The 16,814-nt window shown below is 48.9% G+C and carries 17 protein-coding genes and 7 tRNA genes; 8 read left to right on the top strand and 16 right to left on the bottom strand.

What is annotated here, in order from left to right; translation table 11 throughout:
- Positions 1-134 precede the first annotated feature (134 nt).
- The 3 genes from lolB to L9G74_RS01355 all read left to right on the top strand — a co-directional run bounded on the left by lolB (position 135) and on the right by L9G74_RS01355 (position 2,627).
- Complete coding sequence (gene lolB, locus L9G74_RS01365; protein WP_238894480.1) at positions 135-752, top strand: lipoprotein insertase outer membrane protein LolB; 618 nt, start codon at positions 135-137, stop codon at positions 750-752.
- Positions 745-1,602, top strand: a complete 858-nt coding sequence (ispE, locus tag L9G74_RS01360) for a 4-(cytidine 5'-diphospho)-2-C-methyl-D-erythritol kinase (protein WP_238894479.1) — start codon at positions 745-747, stop codon at positions 1,600-1,602. The genes lolB and ispE overlap by 8 nt, the downstream gene beginning before the upstream one ends.
- Before the next feature lie 77 nt (positions 1,603-1,679).
- Positions 1,680-2,627 carry a ribose-phosphate pyrophosphokinase gene (locus L9G74_RS01355; RefSeq protein ID WP_238894478.1) on the top strand — a complete coding sequence of 316 codons (948 nt, stop codon included), beginning with the start codon at positions 1,680-1,682 and terminating at the stop codon, positions 2,625-2,627.
- A 121-nt stretch (positions 2,628-2,748) separates the two neighbouring features.
- Here the strand turns inward: L9G74_RS01355 and L9G74_RS01350 are convergent, their stop codons facing one another.
- The 16 genes from L9G74_RS01350 to L9G74_RS01275 all read right to left on the bottom strand — a co-directional run bounded on the left by L9G74_RS01350 (position 2,749) and on the right by L9G74_RS01275 (position 10,833).
- Complete coding sequence (locus L9G74_RS01350; protein ID WP_238894477.1) at positions 2,749-2,958, bottom strand: hypothetical protein; 210 nt, start codon at positions 2,956-2,958, stop codon at positions 2,749-2,751.
- Between the two features lie 73 nt (positions 2,959-3,031).
- Positions 3,032-3,757 (bottom strand): NYN domain-containing protein, encoded by a 726-nt coding sequence (locus L9G74_RS01345; RefSeq protein ID WP_238894476.1) that lies wholly within the window; start codon positions 3,755-3,757, stop codon positions 3,032-3,034.
- Positions 3,758-4,406: 649 nt separating this feature from the next.
- Entirely contained in the window at positions 4,407-4,787 is a 381-nt protein-coding gene (locus L9G74_RS01340) for a hypothetical protein (RefSeq protein WP_238894475.1), read from the bottom strand.
- 38 nt (positions 4,788-4,825) lie between these two features.
- Positions 4,826-5,662: a hypothetical protein gene (locus L9G74_RS01335; protein ID WP_238894474.1), complete on the bottom strand. Its 837-nt coding sequence runs from the start codon at positions 5,660-5,662 to the stop codon at positions 4,826-4,828.
- A gap of 70 nt (positions 5,663-5,732) precedes the next feature.
- Positions 5,733-6,041 carry a hypothetical protein gene (locus L9G74_RS01330; protein ID WP_238894473.1) on the bottom strand — a complete coding sequence of 103 codons (309 nt, stop codon included), beginning with the start codon at positions 6,039-6,041 and terminating at the stop codon, positions 5,733-5,735.
- Positions 6,042-6,131: 90 nt separating this feature from the next.
- Positions 6,132-6,509 (bottom strand): VOC family protein, encoded by a 378-nt coding sequence (locus L9G74_RS01325; RefSeq protein ID WP_238894472.1) that lies wholly within the window; start codon positions 6,507-6,509, stop codon positions 6,132-6,134.
- Between the two features lie 372 nt (positions 6,510-6,881).
- Positions 6,882-6,956: transfer RNA gene (locus L9G74_RS01320), tRNA-Gln, on the bottom strand.
- Between the two features lie 31 nt (positions 6,957-6,987).
- Positions 6,988-7,061 (bottom strand) — tRNA-Gln (locus L9G74_RS01315).
- A gap of 38 nt (positions 7,062-7,099) precedes the next feature.
- Positions 7,100-7,176: transfer RNA gene (locus tag L9G74_RS01310), tRNA-Met, on the bottom strand.
- Between the two features lie 15 nt (positions 7,177-7,191).
- Positions 7,192-7,266 (bottom strand) — tRNA-Gln (locus tag L9G74_RS01305).
- Positions 7,267-7,290: 24 nt separating this feature from the next.
- Positions 7,291-7,365, bottom strand: a tRNA-Gln gene (locus L9G74_RS01300).
- 35 nt (positions 7,366-7,400) lie between these two features.
- Positions 7,401-7,485: transfer RNA gene (locus L9G74_RS01295), tRNA-Leu, on the bottom strand.
- 27 nt (positions 7,486-7,512) lie between these two features.
- Positions 7,513-7,589 (bottom strand) — tRNA-Met (locus L9G74_RS01290).
- 194 nt (positions 7,590-7,783) lie between these two features.
- Positions 7,784-8,875, bottom strand: coding sequence for a redox-regulated ATPase YchF (ychF, locus tag L9G74_RS01285; protein ID WP_238894471.1), 1,092 nt, complete (start codon positions 8,873-8,875; stop codon positions 7,784-7,786).
- Positions 8,876-8,934: 59 nt separating this feature from the next.
- Positions 8,935-9,522 carry an aminoacyl-tRNA hydrolase gene (gene pth, locus L9G74_RS01280; RefSeq protein WP_238894469.1) on the bottom strand — a complete coding sequence of 196 codons (588 nt, stop codon included), beginning with the start codon at positions 9,520-9,522 and terminating at the stop codon, positions 8,935-8,937.
- A gap of 120 nt (positions 9,523-9,642) precedes the next feature.
- Entirely contained in the window at positions 9,643-10,833 is a 1,191-nt protein-coding gene (locus tag L9G74_RS01275) for an FAD-dependent oxidoreductase (protein ID WP_326521498.1), read from the bottom strand.
- 351 nt (positions 10,834-11,184) lie between these two features.
- Here L9G74_RS01275 and miaB point away from each other — a divergent pair, with 351 nt between their 5' ends.
- The 5 genes from miaB to lnt all read left to right on the top strand — a co-directional run bounded on the left by miaB (position 11,185) and on the right by lnt (position 16,713).
- The gene (gene miaB, locus L9G74_RS01270; RefSeq protein ID WP_238894468.1) at positions 11,185-12,609 is read left to right on the top strand and encodes a tRNA (N6-isopentenyl adenosine(37)-C2)-methylthiotransferase MiaB; all 1,425 of its coding nucleotides are present in this window, start codon (positions 11,185-11,187) and stop codon (positions 12,607-12,609) included.
- Positions 12,610-12,733: 124 nt separating this feature from the next.
- Positions 12,734-13,792 carry a PhoH family protein gene (locus L9G74_RS01265; protein ID WP_238894466.1) on the top strand — a complete coding sequence of 353 codons (1,059 nt, stop codon included), beginning with the start codon at positions 12,734-12,736 and terminating at the stop codon, positions 13,790-13,792.
- A complete protein-coding gene (ybeY, locus tag L9G74_RS01260; protein ID WP_238894464.1) occupies positions 13,782-14,243 on the top strand; it encodes an rRNA maturation RNase YbeY in 462 nt (153 codons plus the stop codon). The genes L9G74_RS01265 and ybeY overlap by 11 nt, the downstream gene beginning before the upstream one ends.
- A 29-nt stretch (positions 14,244-14,272) precedes the next feature.
- Positions 14,273-15,151, top strand: coding sequence for a CNNM family magnesium/cobalt transport protein CorC (gene corC / locus L9G74_RS01255; protein WP_238894462.1), 879 nt, complete (start codon positions 14,273-14,275; stop codon positions 15,149-15,151).
- A 47-nt stretch (positions 15,152-15,198) separates the two neighbouring features.
- Positions 15,199-16,713, top strand: coding sequence for an apolipoprotein N-acyltransferase (lnt, locus tag L9G74_RS01250; RefSeq protein WP_238894710.1), 1,515 nt, complete (start codon positions 15,199-15,201; stop codon positions 16,711-16,713).
- Positions 16,714-16,814 lie beyond the last annotated feature (101 nt).

Genomic DNA, 16,814 nt, shown 5'->3' with positions numbered 1-16,814 from the left:
TAACAGCAAATTCTGATAGATGCGGCATTTAGACATATGTTGTGTCGCAACGCAAAGGACTCGTATCATAGATGCCACCAAAAAGCGGAACAGCCACAATTATTTTGAAGCGACTCACAAATTTATCTCATTACATGAGTTTCATTCGCAATAGCAGCTTGCTCATCGCGCTACTTTGGCTCAGCGGTTGCGGCATCACGCCACCGGCCGATTGGCAACCCACGGAAGTGAACCGGGTGCAAGACGCCAAAGCATGGGAGCTGAAAGGCAAAATTGCCGTAAAAACTCCTGAGCAAAAATTCAGTACCAATCTGTACTGGCTGCACACGCCACAGTCGGATGAGCTGCGGCTCACCAGCATGATTGGCTCTACCCTGCTGCTATTAACTAGCGACGCCCGCTCAGCCAGCTTAGAAGTGGACGGCAAAACCTACCAAGGCCGCAACGCCAATGAGCTGGTGCAACACTTAAGCGGCTGGCAAATTCCGATTAGCCAATTACCACAATGGATTGTCGGCCTGCCCGGCGATGCCGACATCGTGGCCCGCGATGCCGCTGGCCAACCAAAGACCTTAATTGAACAACGCCAATCGCCGCCGTGGCAGATTGACTACCAAAGCTGGCAGCAGCTACCGCATCATCAACTGCCGCGGCTATTAACGTTACAACGCCAAGATGTGTCGCTAAAAATCCAGTTAACTGAGTGGCAGGCGCTCACCGAAAAGTTGCCGCAAGGAAAATCCCATGAGTAACCACGCTGTATCGCTGGGTTGGCCAGCCCCCGCTAAACTCAATCTGTTTCTGCATGTGAATGGCCGTCGCGCTGACGGTTATCACGAGTTGCAAACCCTGTTTCAATTTGTCGACTTTGGTGACTGGCTCGATGTCAAAGTGACCGACAATGCCGCGATTGTGCTGCGTAGTAATGTCACTATCGATGTTGCCCCCGAAGACAACTTGATTGTCAAAGCCGCTAAGGCTTTGCAACAAGCTAGCGGCTGTCGCCAAGGCGCGGAGATCTGGCTAGATAAAAAATTACCCATGGGCGGCGGTTTGGGCGGCGGTTCTTCCGACGCGGCCACCACCTTAGTCGCACTCAATGCGCTGTGGCAATGCGGTTTATCCGAAGACGAGTTAGCGGCACTTGGGCTCAAGCTAGGTGCCGACGTTCCCGTGTTTATTCGCGGCCAAGCGGCATTCGCCGAAGGGGTGGGTGAAAAACTGCAACCTGTCGAAATTGATGAACACTGGTATGTGGTGATCGCTCCCGATGTCCACGTTGCTACTGTGGATGTTTTTCAACACCCCGCGCTGCCACGCGATACACCTAAGCTGCAATTGTGTGATTTATTGTCCTCTGAATGGAAAAATGACTGCCAGAAATTGGTCACAGAGCAGTTCGCGCAAGTTGCCAACGCGCTCGCGTGGCTGATAGAATATGCGCCGTCCAGAATGACCGGTACTGGTGCTTGTGTATTTGGTCAATTCGAGACAGAGCAGCAAGCGCGAAGCTGTTTTGCGCAAATGCCATCAACGTTCCGTGGATTTGTTGCTAGGGGTATGAATCGCTCCCCATTAATGAGCCGCTTAGGCGAACTCTGAACCGATTCATCCAAGGATAAAGCGTGTCACTTTATCCCCTAAGTTCTTATACAAAGCAAACGCCCGAGGTTCCTAAAGTGCCCGACATTAAGCTCTTTGCTGGGAATGCCACCCCCAGTCTCGCCAAGAAGATCGCCGATCGTCTTTTTTGTAAGCTTGGAGACGCCGTGGTTGGCCGTTTCAGCGATGGTGAAATCAGCGTACAGATCAATGAAAATGTACGTGGTGCGGATGTATTCATTATCCAGTCTACTTGCGCTCCTACCAACGATAACCTGATGGAACTGGTTGTCATGGTTGATGCTCTGCGTCGTGCTTCGGCAGGTCGTATCACCGCCGTAATCCCTTACTTTGGCTATGCCCGTCAAGACCGTCGTGTGCGTAGTGCTCGTGTGCCTATCACTGCAAAAGTTGTTGCAGACTTCCTGTCTAGCGTTGGCGTTGACCGCGTACTGACTTGTGACCTGCACGCAGAACAAATCCAAGGTTTCTTCGATGTACCAGTAGATAACGTGTTTGGTAGCCCAGTGCTGCTGGAGCACATGCTGTCGAAGAAATTTGAAAACCCTGTGGTTGTCTCTCCAGATATCGGTGGCGTAGTACGTGCTCGTGCCGTTGCCAAACTGATGGATGATGCCGACCTCGCAATTATCGACAAACGTCGTCCACAAGCCAACGTAGCGCAAGTCATGCACATCATCGGTGATGTTGAAGGCCGTGACTGCATTATCGTTGACGATATGATCGATACCGGTGGCACTTTATGTAAAGCGGCAGAAGCACTGAAAGCTCACGGTGCCAACCGCGTGTTTGCTTATGCAACTCACCCTGTATTCTCAGGTAACGCTGCAGATAACATCAAAGACTCAATGATTGACGAAGTGATCATCACTGACACCATCCCATTGAGCCCAGCAATGCAAGCAGTAGGCCGCGTAACGCAGCTGACCATGTCAGCAGTGCTGGCTGAAGCGATTCGCCGCGTCAGCAACGAAGAGTCTATCTCTGCCATGTTCCATCAATAAGCGTTTGCTTGATGGATACAGAAAACGCACCCACGGGTGCGTTTTTTATTGGCTGTTGTTTTAATAGGACTACTTAAACAGAAAGTTCATCCGATTGAATGTGCTACATTCCTACGACGAGCTATGGTTGAAGTGAGTAACGAACCAATCCGCGAGTATCTACGATTTTCCCATCCTCGACGTAACCAAAATGAGCTCCTCCAAGAATTTTATATACTTCATCACCATCGACACGTAAACCTATATCGGGAGAAGTATAGAAAAACTCGCCATCAAAATGACCTAAGTGTTTACCATTAACATCATATACTTGCAGATGAGTTGACGACATTATTAGTTCCTATGTTCGTTGGCCCTGATTCACAGAAATACTAAGCATTTCTGTGCACTCTTTACAGTGCAACTCACCTCGTCTTGTTTAGTTGTTTTGCCTTTTTCTTATCTCTCACCCACAACACAGAACCATTCGTTTTTTTCATTTCAAATAGGTCAATACTTAAAAACAGATCACTTAGTTTCTTATAGCCATAATTTCGTTGATCAAACGACGCTTGGTTAGAAATATGTGTACCAATTGGGCCTAACATAGCCCAACCATCATCTTCTTCGACAGCTTCAATCGCTTGCCGCAGTAAATTGATTAGCTTTGTATCACTTTTAATATTCTTTGTTTGCTTTTGGATAGGCAGTTCTATTTCACTATCTTCATCAAGATAAAGGAACCGAGAACAACTGTTAACAAAAGCTAAAGGCGCTTTACGTTCACCAAAACCAATAACAAACTTTCCATCCGCCAATGAACGAGTTACCAATGGCGTAAAATCACAATCGGACGACACTAAACAAATAACGTCGATATCCTTCGTGTATAGAATATCCATTACATCAATAACCAATGCCATATCTGTAGCATTTTTTCCCTTGGTAAGGTCAAACTGCTGAATTGGCTGTATGGCAAACTCATGAAGCACATCTTCCCAAGGTTTTAAATTTTGATTTTTCCAGTTCCCATATGCCTTACGAATATTCACTACACCATACCGAGCCAATTCAGAGAGAACCTTGTCGATTTTTCTGGCAGGTGCATTATCAGCATCAATAAATAGCGCAATTTTCTCTTTATCTTTCATGGATGCTTCCTCACAACTTTATAGTGAAATAAACGACATCATGTAAGAATTCACTATAGCAATAGAGCTTTTTAATAAGGTTAGATTAGCCAATCTAAGCGCACATCCTATTGAGCACAATAGGTATTTAGCTAAATTGAGCACTATCTATACCAAAGAATACGTTCAAATTCTGAGGCAACATCAATTCCCCTTGGCGCAGCGAAGGAGCGTTGGGCAGCCATTGAGCAATCGAGATATTCGCCGTTCTCGCACATCCTTGTGCTCCACGGCATTAGTACATCCTGTACGTCGATGCCTCGAAGCGATGGTGAGCGAGGGACCGCGAATCAGAGCGATTTGCGAAAATGGCAAACCAGAAGCGCCGCAGCGTTTCGCGACGTCGGGGCGGCATGGGGATTTAGAAGGGCGAATACTCATCGATGATGAGTGTGCTTATGAGCGCGAGCCATGGACGGCGAGCTGGCCGTTAAACATGGATGTTGTTCGAGGCCGTCCAGTCCCCTTGTCTCGTAGTGTGAGCGCGAAAGCTCACGACGTTCGCAACCGCAGGTTGCAATCACGCAGTGATAAATCTCACCAAGCGCAGCTTGGTATGGCGCAGCCATCAGCCTTTAGTAACCGCTGGTTGCATCCCAAGCACCAGCAACTATCCAGCATACCTAAACACGGCCACCAGCATTGGCAGAAAAAATAGCGTACTAAAATACGCCATCATCACCGTTGCCTTTTTACCTACCTGATCAACAGCATAATCAAGCTTCGCTGATTTAAACATGGCAACAATCGACCAGATTATTGCGATACTCAACCACAGATACCAAAACAAAGGATGAGATGACGTGTCCGTTGTATAGGCAAACTGCCAAAATGCAATTAAGCCGATAGAGAAGAAGACAGCATTTGCCATCTCCTCAAGTTTGACCGTCAAAGCGCGCTGATCCTTACCTGAAATCATTTCTGCCAATTTGAACGGAAAAGGCAATACCAGCAGCATGAACGTTAGCCAAAACATGATTTTCCAAAACACGTGACCTCCTCCTTGAGATAAGCTTGCTTTCGCAACGGCTATTTCTTCGCTTGGTAGTAGGCTGACAATTCTGCATCACCAACCGCTTCAATAAAGTAATCCAAATGCGCTATGTGCTCATCAAAAAGCGGCACGGTATCAACTAACGAGAACAATTGATCAAGCACCGTAAAACGCACCTCTTTATTTAATAGCAGCGTTAACAACATGCCCCAAAAATAGAGTTGCGACACGCTGTAATACTTCAGTTGGGTCACGGTTGAATGTTGGAAGTTGGTGCAATAAAGCACTTGCTGAAAGCGGTGAATCACTGTTGAATCATCAGCGAACGGTCTAAATTTATCGACCTTAGCCGCCATGCCGCCCATGTGGCTATATTTGTTCACTTGCGCCCAAGCCTTGAGATATGTCTGGTAAGCGTCATAGTCCTGAGGCAATGGTTCGCTTAAGGCGTGATGCGGCGCCTCACCAAACAACACCAAGGCTTGATAGCGATTAAAATAGGCTTGATGGATGCTTGCGCCATCCCTAAGTTCAGGCAGTAGTTGTTGAAATGCCGACATGAGTAACGGGTAATCAGCTTTAGCTAATTTTTTCGGTACGCGGCCGCCGCGCAGGATCTGCACATAGATCCGCTCGATATCTTGGGCGCTGATCGCGACTTCCTTTTTTGCTTGCTTCAGCAACAGCTCCAAGTCTTCCGCCTCAACACCTTGCTCATGGTTCCGATGCGCTTGTTCTTCAATCTCAAGGATATCTTCAAGTTTTTCATCATCTAAGGTAATGCTGCGCAGCAAGCCGGCCAGATTACGACTGCTGCCGTAGGTAGGGTAAAACACATTACTTCTTTTTAAACGTAGAGACTTAAATCCCATCTAATCCTCTTTAACTCATGGTGCCCATACGGACAATTGCATAACAAACTCGCTCCAACAGCGCCTTTGATTAGCTGGCAAGCGTCCCAAATGCGGCCAACCATTGCGCAGGCATGGCAATGATAAACTCGTAAGTTGATGCATCAGATAAGGTGATACGAATCGCATCAGTAGTGAGCGGCAATATCCCCCCGCCCTTACCAACCGCCGGTTCCACCGAGATAATGGCATCACGTTGGAAATGATAAGGACCAAGGCCAAGTTGCGCGTTAAACGGCACAAAACTCAGTGCTGTTGTGGTTAAAGTCAGCTTGCCGTCTGCTTTTGCTACGCCCATTTGTACCGTAGCGAGTGATGACTTGATCAGTTCATCCACCATAAAACCTCCTTTTCTCATGTGATAGCCACTCACCAACCATTGAGATTGGTTGCAGCTGTAAATGTACCCGTTTAACAGAATCGCGCCTGATTAATCCCACGCGGTCGCTTGTTGTTCAAAGTTTGGGGAACTGTTATTGACCACACAGAACCTTTGCCCCGTCGGCGCTTTCATCACGCACCACGTTTTTAACAGCTTAATAACCTTGGCACCGAGACGTTCAAGACGCTTAACTTCAGCGGCAATATCGTTGGTCTCAATATCAAGATGGACGCGACTAGGGTGATCAACTTGCTGCACTTCGATATGGAGCTGACTATTGGGGTCTAACAGCTGCACATATTGATTGCCTGCCGATGTTGCCGAGTGGGTTGGCATACCCAGCGCTTCGCTCCAGAATAGCGAGGCTGAACGTAAATCCGCGGTATGACAATCGATGATGAATCCAGCTAATTTGCTTTTATGCATGTTGCCAACGTCCTTGATTGTTGCATGCTCAACTATCGCAATCAGCATAATAGTTAACTGACTGTATTAGAACGAACTTATCATCTTTATCGCCAAGACGCCACACTGAACAGAAAGCAAACAGCCCAACTGAGGACAGGCATAAACGACAGAGGCGAACCGACAACGCTTCAACAATCAGCACGACGCCAGACATTCCCAGCAGATACAGGTGATGAGGAGACTCAGAGAAACAAGCAAAAGCAACGAATCGCGTAAGCAACAATAATGAGTGCCATCACCGTGGTGCAAACGACAGCAACGCGAAGACCACGCTACCAAGCGCAATAAATCTAACTAATTTGAAATGGGAAGATAAAACAAGAAGAGAAATGGCTGGGGTACCTGGATTCGAACCAGGGTATGCCGGTATCAAAAACCGGTGCCTTACCGCTTGGCGATACCCCACCTGAGGATTTACATATTGTCGAGCGGAGATTGGCTGGGGTACCAGGATTCGAACCTGGGATGCCGGAATCAGAATCCGGAGCCTTACCGCTTGGCGATACCCCATCCGTGGACAGCATCACCTAACACTTGGTGCTGTTTGATGGTGGCTATGGCGGGATTTGAACCTGCGACCCCAGCATTATGAGTGCTGTGCTCTAACCAACTGAGCTACATAGCCACAAAAGGTCACAAATGGCTGGGGTACCTGGATTCGAACCAGGGTATGCCGGTATCAAAAACCGGTGCCTTACCGCTTGGCGATACCCCACCTGTGATTTGTGCTGGGAGAAAATGGCTGGGGTACCTGGATTCGAACCAGGGTATGCCGGTATCAAAAACCGGTGCCTTACCGCTTGGCGATACCCCACCAACTTAAAAGTTATACTTCATCATTCGCGAAAATGGTACGGGAGGAGAGACTTGAACTCTCACACCTTGCGGCACCAGAACCTAAATCTGGCGTGTCTACCAATTTCACCACTCCCGCATTTCGGAATGATGCATCCTAAAAGGATGGTGGCTATGACGGGATTTGAACCTGTGACCCCAGCATTATGAGTGCTGTGCTCTAACCAACTGAGCTACATAGCCGCTACAACTTTCTGCCCTCTCTCCCGAGAGAACGGGGCGTATTATGCTTATTCGGTCCAAACAGGTCAACAGCTTTTTTCGTGTTAATTCCCGCTTTTAAGCCGTTCGCTTATATTGTCACCAAACTGGGCAGCCAGTACACAATTATAAGCTAAATCAGCAGCATTTCTGCTGCTGACGAACAATTTAGCTGATTAAACGTTAAAGAGGAAGTGCATCACATCGCCATCTTTAACGATGTAAGTTTTGCCTTCTACGCGTAACTTACCTGCTTCTTTCGCGCCGTTCTCACCTTTAAATTGCACAAAGTCGTCATAAGACATTACTTGCGCACGAATAAAGCCGCGTTCAAAGTCAGTGTGGATCTTACCCGCTGCTTGTGGCGCGCTAGCACCAACAGGCACAGTCCAAGCACGCACTTCTTTTACACCCGCGGTAAAGTAAGTTTGCAGGTTCAACAGTTCGTAACCCGCGCGGATCACGCGGTCAAGGCCTGGCTCTTCTAAGCCAAGGTCAGCCATGAACTCATCACGCTCTTCGGCATCCATCTCAGCCAGCTCTGATTCAATTGCCGCACAAACCGGTACCACTACCGCATTTTCTTTGGCCGCGATGGCGCGTACGGTATCTAAGTGTGGGTTATTTTCAAAACCATCTTCAGACACGTTAGCAATGTACATCGTTGGCTTCAGAGTCAAGAAGTTCAGGTAAGCCACGGCTTCCAGCTCTTCTTTGGTTAACTCAAGCGTACGCAGCATGTGGCCTTCATCGAGTACGGGTTTCAATTTTTCCAATACTTCGACTTCAAACTTAGCGTCTTTATCACCACCTTTGGCGCGTTTTTGCTGACGAGTGATAGCGCGTTCGCAGCTGTCTAAGTCAGCCAATGCCAATTCAGTGTTGATGACTTCAATATCTGATGCTGGGTTAACTTTGTTAGCCACGTGCACGATGTTGTCGTTCTCAAAGCAACGCACCACGTGACCGATAGCGTCAGTTTCGCGGATGTTAGCGAGGAATTTGTTACCTAAGCCTTCACCTTTTGATGCGCCAGCAACCAAACCTGCAATGTCGACAAACTCCATGGTGGTTGGCAACACACGTTCTGGGTTTACAATTGCAGCTAATACATCCAAACGTGGATCTGGTACGGGTACCACGCCGGTGTTTGGCTCAATCGTACAGAAAGGAAAGTTGGCCGCTTCAATGCCAGCTTTAGTTAACGCGTTGAACAGAGTCGATTTACCGACGTTTGGCAAACCCACGATGCCGCATTTAAAACCCATGTTAATACCCTTTTTCAATCAAATTCCGGCGGATAACCGGCTATAAAATCGTTGTAAAATTACTGCGCCTTGAACGCGTGCAGGCGATTCATGGCTTTGGTTAAATCATCTGTAAGCAGAATATCGGTAGCGCGCACCGCTTCATCAATGGTGGCATCCAGCAGTTGTTGCTCAGACTGTGGCGCTTTACCCAACACAAAACCGCTGACTAAGTTTTTATCGCCGGGATGACCAATACCAATCCGCAAACGATAAAAATCTTTGTTATTGCCCATTTTGGCGATGATATCTTTCAAGCCATTGTGGCCGCCATGGCCTCCACCCAACTTAAATTTAGCCACGCCCGGAGGCATGTCTAATTCATCATGGGCGACCAAAATCTGCTGTGGCTCGATTCTAAAAAAGTTAGCTAAAGCGGCAACCGCTTTACCACTTAAATTCATAAACGTGGTGGGTATCAGTAAACGCACATCGCGCCCTTTTACCGTTAACCGCGCAGTTAAGCCAAAGTATTTGCTGTCGGGCACCAAGGTTGCGCCATATTGACGCGCTAGTTGCTCAACATACCAAGCACCAGCATTATGGCGGGTCCGTTCATATTCGGCACCAGGATTTCCTAATCCAACAATCAGCTTTATATCTGTCATGAAATTCTATCGTCACTGCTAGGACTATTTGGCATTCGGCCATAAACCAAAATGCCGCGAACTGAAAACGCGGCATTTTAGCACTCTAATCAAAAGAACAACAAATCGGCGCGTTGGCGGCTAGGAGAGGCCTAAGGCGTATTTCAGCACTTTTTGTTTGACCGGATTATTAAAATTCGCCAGTTTTAGCCCAACATTACGCGCGAGCTTGAGCGGCAGTAAGTCGTTGCTAAAGCCTGCGTAGAACAGATCCATGCCGGTCATCATCAACTGATTATCAAACCAGCGGCTGCGTTGGTACTGCTCTAAGGTGCTGGTTTGCCACCACGTTGGCGCATCGGCTTTGAGGGCACTCGCTACTGAATCAATCAGCGCTTCGACATCTTTAAAACCTAAGTTAACGCCCTGCCCCGCCAGCGGGTTAATGGTGTGGGCGGCATCGCCAAGCAGCACCAGATGATCTTTAAAGTAGCGATTGGCGTGGCGACGGGTCAGCGGGAAACTGCCTTTGCTGACCACCTCAAAACGGCGATCGAGCCGCTCAGGGAAGTGTTTATCAATCTCTTGCTTTAACTGTTTATTGTTAAACTGCGACAAGGCATTGATACGTGCAGCTTGGTCGTACCAAACCAATGAGGCGTTATTGCCCGGCAATGGCAGTAACGAACGTGGGCCATTGGGGGTAAATTGTTGCCAAGTGACATCTTGCTCGGCGCCCTCGGTGGCGATGTTGATCAACATGCATGACTGGCGATAATCCCAGCCAGTAACACCAATGCCCGCCCATTGGCGCACCATAGAGTTGGCACCATCGGCCCCCACTAACAGATGTGCGTCCAACACCTGACCGTCATCTAAACTCACTTCAATACCGCTGCTAGCCCGTACTAGACGGCTGACTTTGGCTGGGCAATATAAGTGGATGTTGTCGTGCGCGGTAAACTGCTGCCACAAGGCCAACTGCACTAAACGGTTTTCGACAATATGACCGAGGTGCGACATTTTTAACTGTGAAGCGTGAAACTGGGTAATACAACCGTCCATTTCCCAGGTTTCTAAGCCGCGATACGGCACGCTACGCATCTGCCACAGGGCATCCAACGCGCCCAAACGGGCTAACAGATTTTCGGAAGCCACGCTGATAGCCGATACGCGCACATCCAGCGGTTGCGCCGCATCGTACGCCTGCGGTTGACGATGTTCCACCACTGCCACGGACAGTCCCAATTGCGCTAAGCCCAATGCTGCGGCTGCGCCCACCATGCCACCACCTATGATGACTACGTCGTGTTGGATATGTTGTTTTGTCACGTTCTCGTTCCTGCAGAAGCGCTCATCACCTGTGTGGTTGCGGCTCATGCTTCATTGATATTGTCTACAGCTTAATGCTGTGCTGCTACTGGCTGTACTGGCGCACAGCGAACAGACCGAAAAGGAAGTCATTACTATAACTTACGCGGGTTGGCGCTATTATGCCGCAAATCAATATTTGAGAAAACGTCAGCGAGAGATTCGAGCAGCTCGCGACTCGCAACGCTTAACTCGCAACTGCTTTTCGGTTATTTTAGCCAGATCCTGCACGGACTATTGGCATGCTGGCGCCATCACAGGTAAAATAGCGCGCTATTTTTCCCAGCGGTACGAGAGAGCACGGCAAAACTGATGAGCAAGAAACTCCATATCAAAACCTGGGGCTGTCAGATGAATGAGTATGACTCAGCAAAGATGGCCGACCTGTTAAACGAATTTCAGGGCTATAGTCTGACCGAAGATGCGGAAGAGGCTGACGTTCTGTTGCTTAATACCTGCTCGATTCGTGAAAAGGCTCAGGAAAAAGTTTTTCATCAGCTTGGTCGCTGGAAAAACCTGAAAGACAAGAATCCCGATCTGATCATCGGCGTGGGCGGTTGCGTAGCTTCGCAAGAAGGTAAAGCAATTAAAGACCGTGCCCAATGCGTAGATATCGTGTTTGGTCCACAAACCTTGCACCGTCTGCCAGAGATGATCAATCAAGTGCAAGGCGGTAATAAAGCCGTTATCGACGTGAGCTTCCCAGAGATTGAGAAGTTTGACCGTCTGCCTGAACCACGCGCCGAAGGCCCAACCGCGTTCGTTTCCATCATGGAAGGTTGCAGCAAATACTGCTCTTTCTGCGTGGTGCCATACACCCGCGGTGAAGAAGTAAGCCGTCCGTTAGATGACGTGATTTTGGAAGTGGCGCAACTGGCTGAACAAGGCGTGCGTGAAGTTAACCTACTCGGCCAAAACGTGAACGCTTACCGTGGTGCGAAACACGATGGCGAGATCTGTAGCTTTGCCGAATTGCTGCGTTTTATCGCCACTATTGATGGCATCGACCGTCTGCGTTTCACCACCAGCCACCCGATTGAATTCACTCAAGACATCATTGATGTGTATGAAGACACCCCTGAGTTGGTGAGCTTCCTGCACTTGCCGGTGCAATCAGGTTCAGACCGCATTCTGACCCAGATGAAACGTGGTCACATGGCAATTGAATACAAATCGATTATTCGTCGTCTGCGTAAAGCACGCCCTGACATTCAAATCAGCTCTGACTTCATCGTTGGCTTCCCGGGTGAGACCGCGCAAGACTTTGAAGACACCATGAAGCTGATTGAAGAGGTTAACTTCGACCATAGCTTTAGCTTTATCTATAGCGCGCGTCCGGGCACGCCAGCGGCAGATCTGCCAGATGATGTCGACTTGGAAGAGAAAAAGCAGCGCTTGGCGCGCCTGCAAGACACCATTACGCACCAAGCGATGCGTTACAGCCGCCAAATGCTCGGCACCGTGCAACGCATTCTGGTGGAAGGCCCATCGGTGAAAAACCCAATGGAACTGCGTGGCCGTACCGAAAACAACCGCGTAGTGAACTTTGAAGGCCAACCGCATCACATCGGCAAGTTTGTCGATGTTGAGATTATGGATGTCTACACCAACTCACTGCGTGGCAAATTTGTCCGTGGCGAAGATGAGATGGACCTGCGTAAAAGCCTGCGTCCGGTCGACATTGTTGCCAAACATCAGAAAGAAGATACCTTAGGCGTGGGCACTTACACGCCATAAGACAGCAACGAAAGGCGGCGTAAGTCGCCTTTCTCGTTTAAGGTCGCTTGATTTTCCATTAGCATTTCCAGCGACAGGCTCGTAAACTGAACTTTTACGTTGTAAGTAATAAGTGGAGTTATTTTTGTCCAACAAACTGACTGCGATGGACCTCTATCTGGAACCGGCAGACACCCGCCGCCTGGCCTCTCTCTGTGGTCCTTTTGACGATAACATCAAACAGATCGAACGTCGTATTGGCGTGGAGATCAGCTACCGTAACAACCATTTTCGCATCGTGGGTCAACCGCAAGGGTGTTTATCAGCCACTCAACTGCTGAAAACGCTTTATGTTGAAACCGCGCCAGTAAAAGGCAATCTGCCAGATTTAGATCCTGAGCAAGTGCATATCGCCATTCAGGAAACCGTGTCACTGGAAGCTGATGCCGACAGCGAACAGCCAAAAGAGCACTTCATCAAAACCCGTAAAGGGGTGATTAAGCCGCGTAACCCAAATCAGACGCAATACGTGAGCAACATTGTACGCCACGATATTAGCTTTGGTATCGGCCCAGCCGGTACGGGTAAAACTTACTTGGCCGTTGCCGCCGCGGTAGACGCGTTAGAGCGCCAAGAAGTGCGCCGTATTTTGCTGACCCGTCCAGCGGTTGAAGCGGGCGAAAAGTTAGGCTTTTTGCCAGGGGACTTAAGTCAGAAAGTCGACCCGTACTTGCGGCCACTGTACGACGCGCTGTTTGAGATGCTCGGTTTTGAAAAAGTTGAACGTCTGATTGAAAAAAGTGTGATCGAGATCGCCCCGCTGGCCTACATGCGTGGTCGGACACTCAACGATGCCTTTATCATTTTGGACGAAAGCCAAAACACCACCGTGGAACAGATGAAAATGTTCCTCACCCGTATCGGCTTTAACTCAAAAGCGGTGATTACCGGTGACATCACTCAGATCGACTTACCTAAACATGTCAAGTCTGGCCTGCGCCACTGTATTGAAGTGCTGTCAGAAGTAGATGAAATCAGCTTTAACTTCTTCCAATCGAAAGACGTGGTACGCCATCCCGTGGTGGCACGTATTGTTGAAGCCTATGAAAAACACGAGCAACTAGAGCAAGCCGCTAAAGCTGCCAAAGAAAGAGCCCGTGAGCAACGTGAATCTGTAACGGAAACTAACCATCATGAGTCTTGAACTCGATTTGGATTTGCAAATCGCTTTTGAAGCACCAGATCTGCCCACGCAGGCAGATTTTGAGCAATGGGCCACGCTGGCCATTGGCAACGCGATGCCAGTCGCTGAAATGACTATTCGCATTGTCGATGAAGCGGAAAGTCAGCAGTTAAATAACGATTATCGCGGTAAAGATAAGCCAACTAACGTGTTATCTTTTCCGTTTGAAGCCCCACCGGAAATAGAACTGCCGTTGCTGGGTGATTTAGTAATTTGTGCGCCCGTGGTGGCGCGTGAAGCTGCCGAGCAGCAGAAACCATTACAAGCCCACTGGGCACATATGGTTGTGCATGGTTGCCTGCATCTGCTAGGTTATGATCATATTGAAGATGACGAGGCTGAAGAGATGGAGTCTATTGAGACCCAACTAATTGAAAGTCTTGGTTTTACCGACCCATACAAGGAGCAATAGTTGTCTGCCCGTCAGACACAGGAAACATTATGAGTGACGACATCCCCCCGAGTACGAACGCCCAAAAGAAAGGCTGGTTAGACAAAGTTAGTCAGTTGTTTCAGGGCGAACCCCAGAATCGTGAAGAACTGGTAGAGGTTATTCAAGACGCAGAGCAGCGCGACCTCATTACCGAAGACACCAGCGAGATGATCAAAGGTGTTCTGGAAGTCTCGGATTTACGCGTACGGGATATCATGATCCCACGTTCGCAGATCGTAGCTATTCAATATACTGATGGTGTGGATGAAATCCTCAACACCGTCATCTCTTCCGCACACTCTCGTTTTCCGGTAGTGAACGAAGATAAAGACCATATTGAAGGCATCCTACTGGCCAAAGATCTTATCCCTTACGGCTTTAACAATGGCGACGAGCCATTTTCACTGGAACAGGTGATCCGCCCAGCCGTAGTTGTGCCAGAAAGCAAACGGGTTGATGTATTACTGAAAGAGTTTCGCTCCCAACGTTACCATATGGCTATTGTGGTCGATGAATACGGTGGTGTATCGGGTCTGGTGACCATTGAAGATATTCTGGAAGAGATTGTCGGTGAGATTGAAGATGAGTTTGATCATGACACCGAAAACGAGCCCGATATTCGCAAAGTCGGTGGCCGAGTATTTATGGTCAAAGCGCTTACTGCTATTGATGATTTTAACGAACACTTTGGCTGTAACTTTAGCGATGATGAGTTCGATACCGTTGGTGGTTTAGTGAGTCACGCCTTTGGCCGCCTACCGGAACGCAACGAAAAAATCACCATTGGCGGCTATGAGTTTAAAGTGATTAGCGCCGACACTCGCCGTTTAGTGCAATTACGGGTTAAACTCCCAGATCAGGATGAATCTGAAAGTAGTAATGACTAGTGTTGCACACGCTCTCGCGCGGTAAAGCCGCGCTCTGTTACGCGCTGATGTTTGCCATCGGCGCGCTTACCGCCCTCGCCTACGCTCCCTACAACATCTGGCCGATTGTGCCATTGGCTGTCGCCGCCGCACTCTGGCTCACCGATAAGTTACCGTTATCCCCCACCAAACTGTGGTGGTGTTTTGGCTTTGGTAGTTTTGCCACCGGCATCAGTTGGGTGCACGTCAGCATGGTGCGCTACGGCGAACTGCCGCTGATTGTCGCAGTGATTCTCATGGCGTTACTCTGCGCCTATCTCGCGTTATTTCCGGCACTCGCAGGCTGGTGTTATGGCAAGTTAAGCCAACCGCATAAAACTGAGCGTGCCACTGCTCGCCCAGCTTCCAGTTGGCGGCTATGTTTGCTGTTTCCCGCATTATGGGTATTAACCGAGTGGGCGCGCGGCTGGGTGCTGACCGGCTTTCCGTGGCTGTGGCTCGGTTACAGTCAAACCGAAGGGCCATTACGGCCATTGGCCGCCGATATCGGCACCTTGGGATTGAGCTTTGTGCTAGTGAGTCTCGCTGGCGCGTTGGTGTTGTTGCTGCGTAAAAAGCCGTTGTTTTTGCCGTTGTGGTTGGCGGTATTAGCCACAGTTGTCTTCACCGCACCATATTACAGCGCCATCAAGCGCACCGGTGAGAGCGTCAACGTGGCGTTAGTGCAGGGGAATATTCCGCAAAGTATGAAATGGCACCCTGAAGCACTGTGGCCAACCTTGCTCAAGTATATGGATTTAACCCGACCACACTTTGCCGATAGCGATATCGTGATTTGGCCGGAAGCGGCAGTGCCCTCACTGGAGTTTGATAGCCAAGAGTTTCTCGACAACGCCAACCGCGCCGCCAATCTTAACAACAGCGCCATTGTGACGGGGATTCCTAGCATGGTGAATGGCAAGTTTTATAACGCGGTGATTGTGTTGGGTAACTACCAACAATCACAGCAAGCGGCGGGCGATTATCAGTTGGATAACAACAACCGTTATCGCAAACACCACCTACTGCCAATTGGCGAATTTGTGCCGTTCCAATCATTGCTGCGGCCGATTGCCCCCTTCTTTAACTTGCCAATGTCATCTTTCAGCGACGGCCAATATCAGCAGACTAATTTGATGGCCGCTGGTCATACTTTAGCGCCAGCGCTTTGCTATGAAATTGCCTTCCCTGAACAATTGCGTGACAACGTCAACGAACACACTGAGATGCTATTAACTGTGTCCAACGACGCGTGGTTTGGTGAGTCCAATGGCCCACTGCAACACATGCAGATTGCACAGATGCGCGCGGTGGAATTAGGTCGTCCACTGCTGCGTGGCACTAACAACGGTGTCACCGCTGTCGTCGATGAACACGGCAATATTACCGACCGTTTACCGCAGTTTGAGTCAGGCGTATTAACTAGCAAAGTCGCACTGGTCAGTGGCATGACCTTGTTTAATCGTTTCGGCCAGTTACCGCTACTGTTGTTCGCCGCTGCGGTAGTGCTAATTAGCCTCGCCAGAAAAAAGTTTAAATTTTAATTCCACACTAAATCAGCGGGTTAATTGTTTTAACCCGCTAAATTTTTGACCCATAAGCAATTCTTAAGCTTCCGCTTCTAATTTTTATGTGAGATACATCA

This window comes from Shewanella electrica (assembly GCF_022321485.1).
In the GTDB taxonomy this organism is placed as follows: domain Bacteria; phylum Pseudomonadota; class Gammaproteobacteria; order Enterobacterales; family Shewanellaceae; genus Shewanella; species Shewanella electrica.
This window is presented reverse-complemented; position numbering and strand designations above follow the sequence as displayed.

Coding starts and splice junctions, on each gene's coding strand:
- ybeY (WP_238894464.1), top strand. CDS start 13,782: ATGAGTCTTGAACTCGATTTGGATTTGCAAATCGCTTTTGAAGCACCA.
- lnt (WP_238894710.1), top strand. CDS start 15,199: ATGTTTGCCATCGGCGCGCTTACCGCCCTCGCCTACGCTCCCTACAAC.
- L9G74_RS01335 (WP_238894474.1), bottom strand. CDS start 5,662: ATGGGATTTAAGTCTCTACGTTTAAAAAGAAGTAATGTGTTTTACCCT.
- L9G74_RS01350 (WP_238894477.1), bottom strand. CDS start 2,958: ATGTCGTCAACTCATCTGCAAGTATATGATGTTAATGGTAAACACTTA.
- ispE (WP_238894479.1), top strand. CDS start 745: ATGAGTAACCACGCTGTATCGCTGGGTTGGCCAGCCCCCGCTAAACTC.
- pth (WP_238894469.1), bottom strand. CDS start 9,522: ATGACAGATATAAAGCTGATTGTTGGATTAGGAAATCCTGGTGCCGAA.
- lolB (WP_238894480.1), top strand. CDS start 135: ATGAGTTTCATTCGCAATAGCAGCTTGCTCATCGCGCTACTTTGGCTC.
- L9G74_RS01325 (WP_238894472.1), bottom strand. CDS start 6,509: ATGCATAAAAGCAAATTAGCTGGATTCATCATCGATTGTCATACCGCG.
- L9G74_RS01345 (WP_238894476.1), bottom strand. CDS start 3,757: ATGAAAGATAAAGAGAAAATTGCGCTATTTATTGATGCTGATAATGCA.
- ychF (WP_238894471.1), bottom strand. CDS start 8,875: ATGGGTTTTAAATGCGGCATCGTGGGTTTGCCAAACGTCGGTAAATCG.
- corC (WP_238894462.1), top strand. CDS start 14,273: ATGAGTGACGACATCCCCCCGAGTACGAACGCCCAAAAGAAAGGCTGG.
- miaB (WP_238894468.1), top strand. CDS start 11,185: ATGAGCAAGAAACTCCATATCAAAACCTGGGGCTGTCAGATGAATGAG.
- L9G74_RS01330 (WP_238894473.1), bottom strand. CDS start 6,041: ATGGTGGATGAACTGATCAAGTCATCACTCGCTACGGTACAAATGGGC.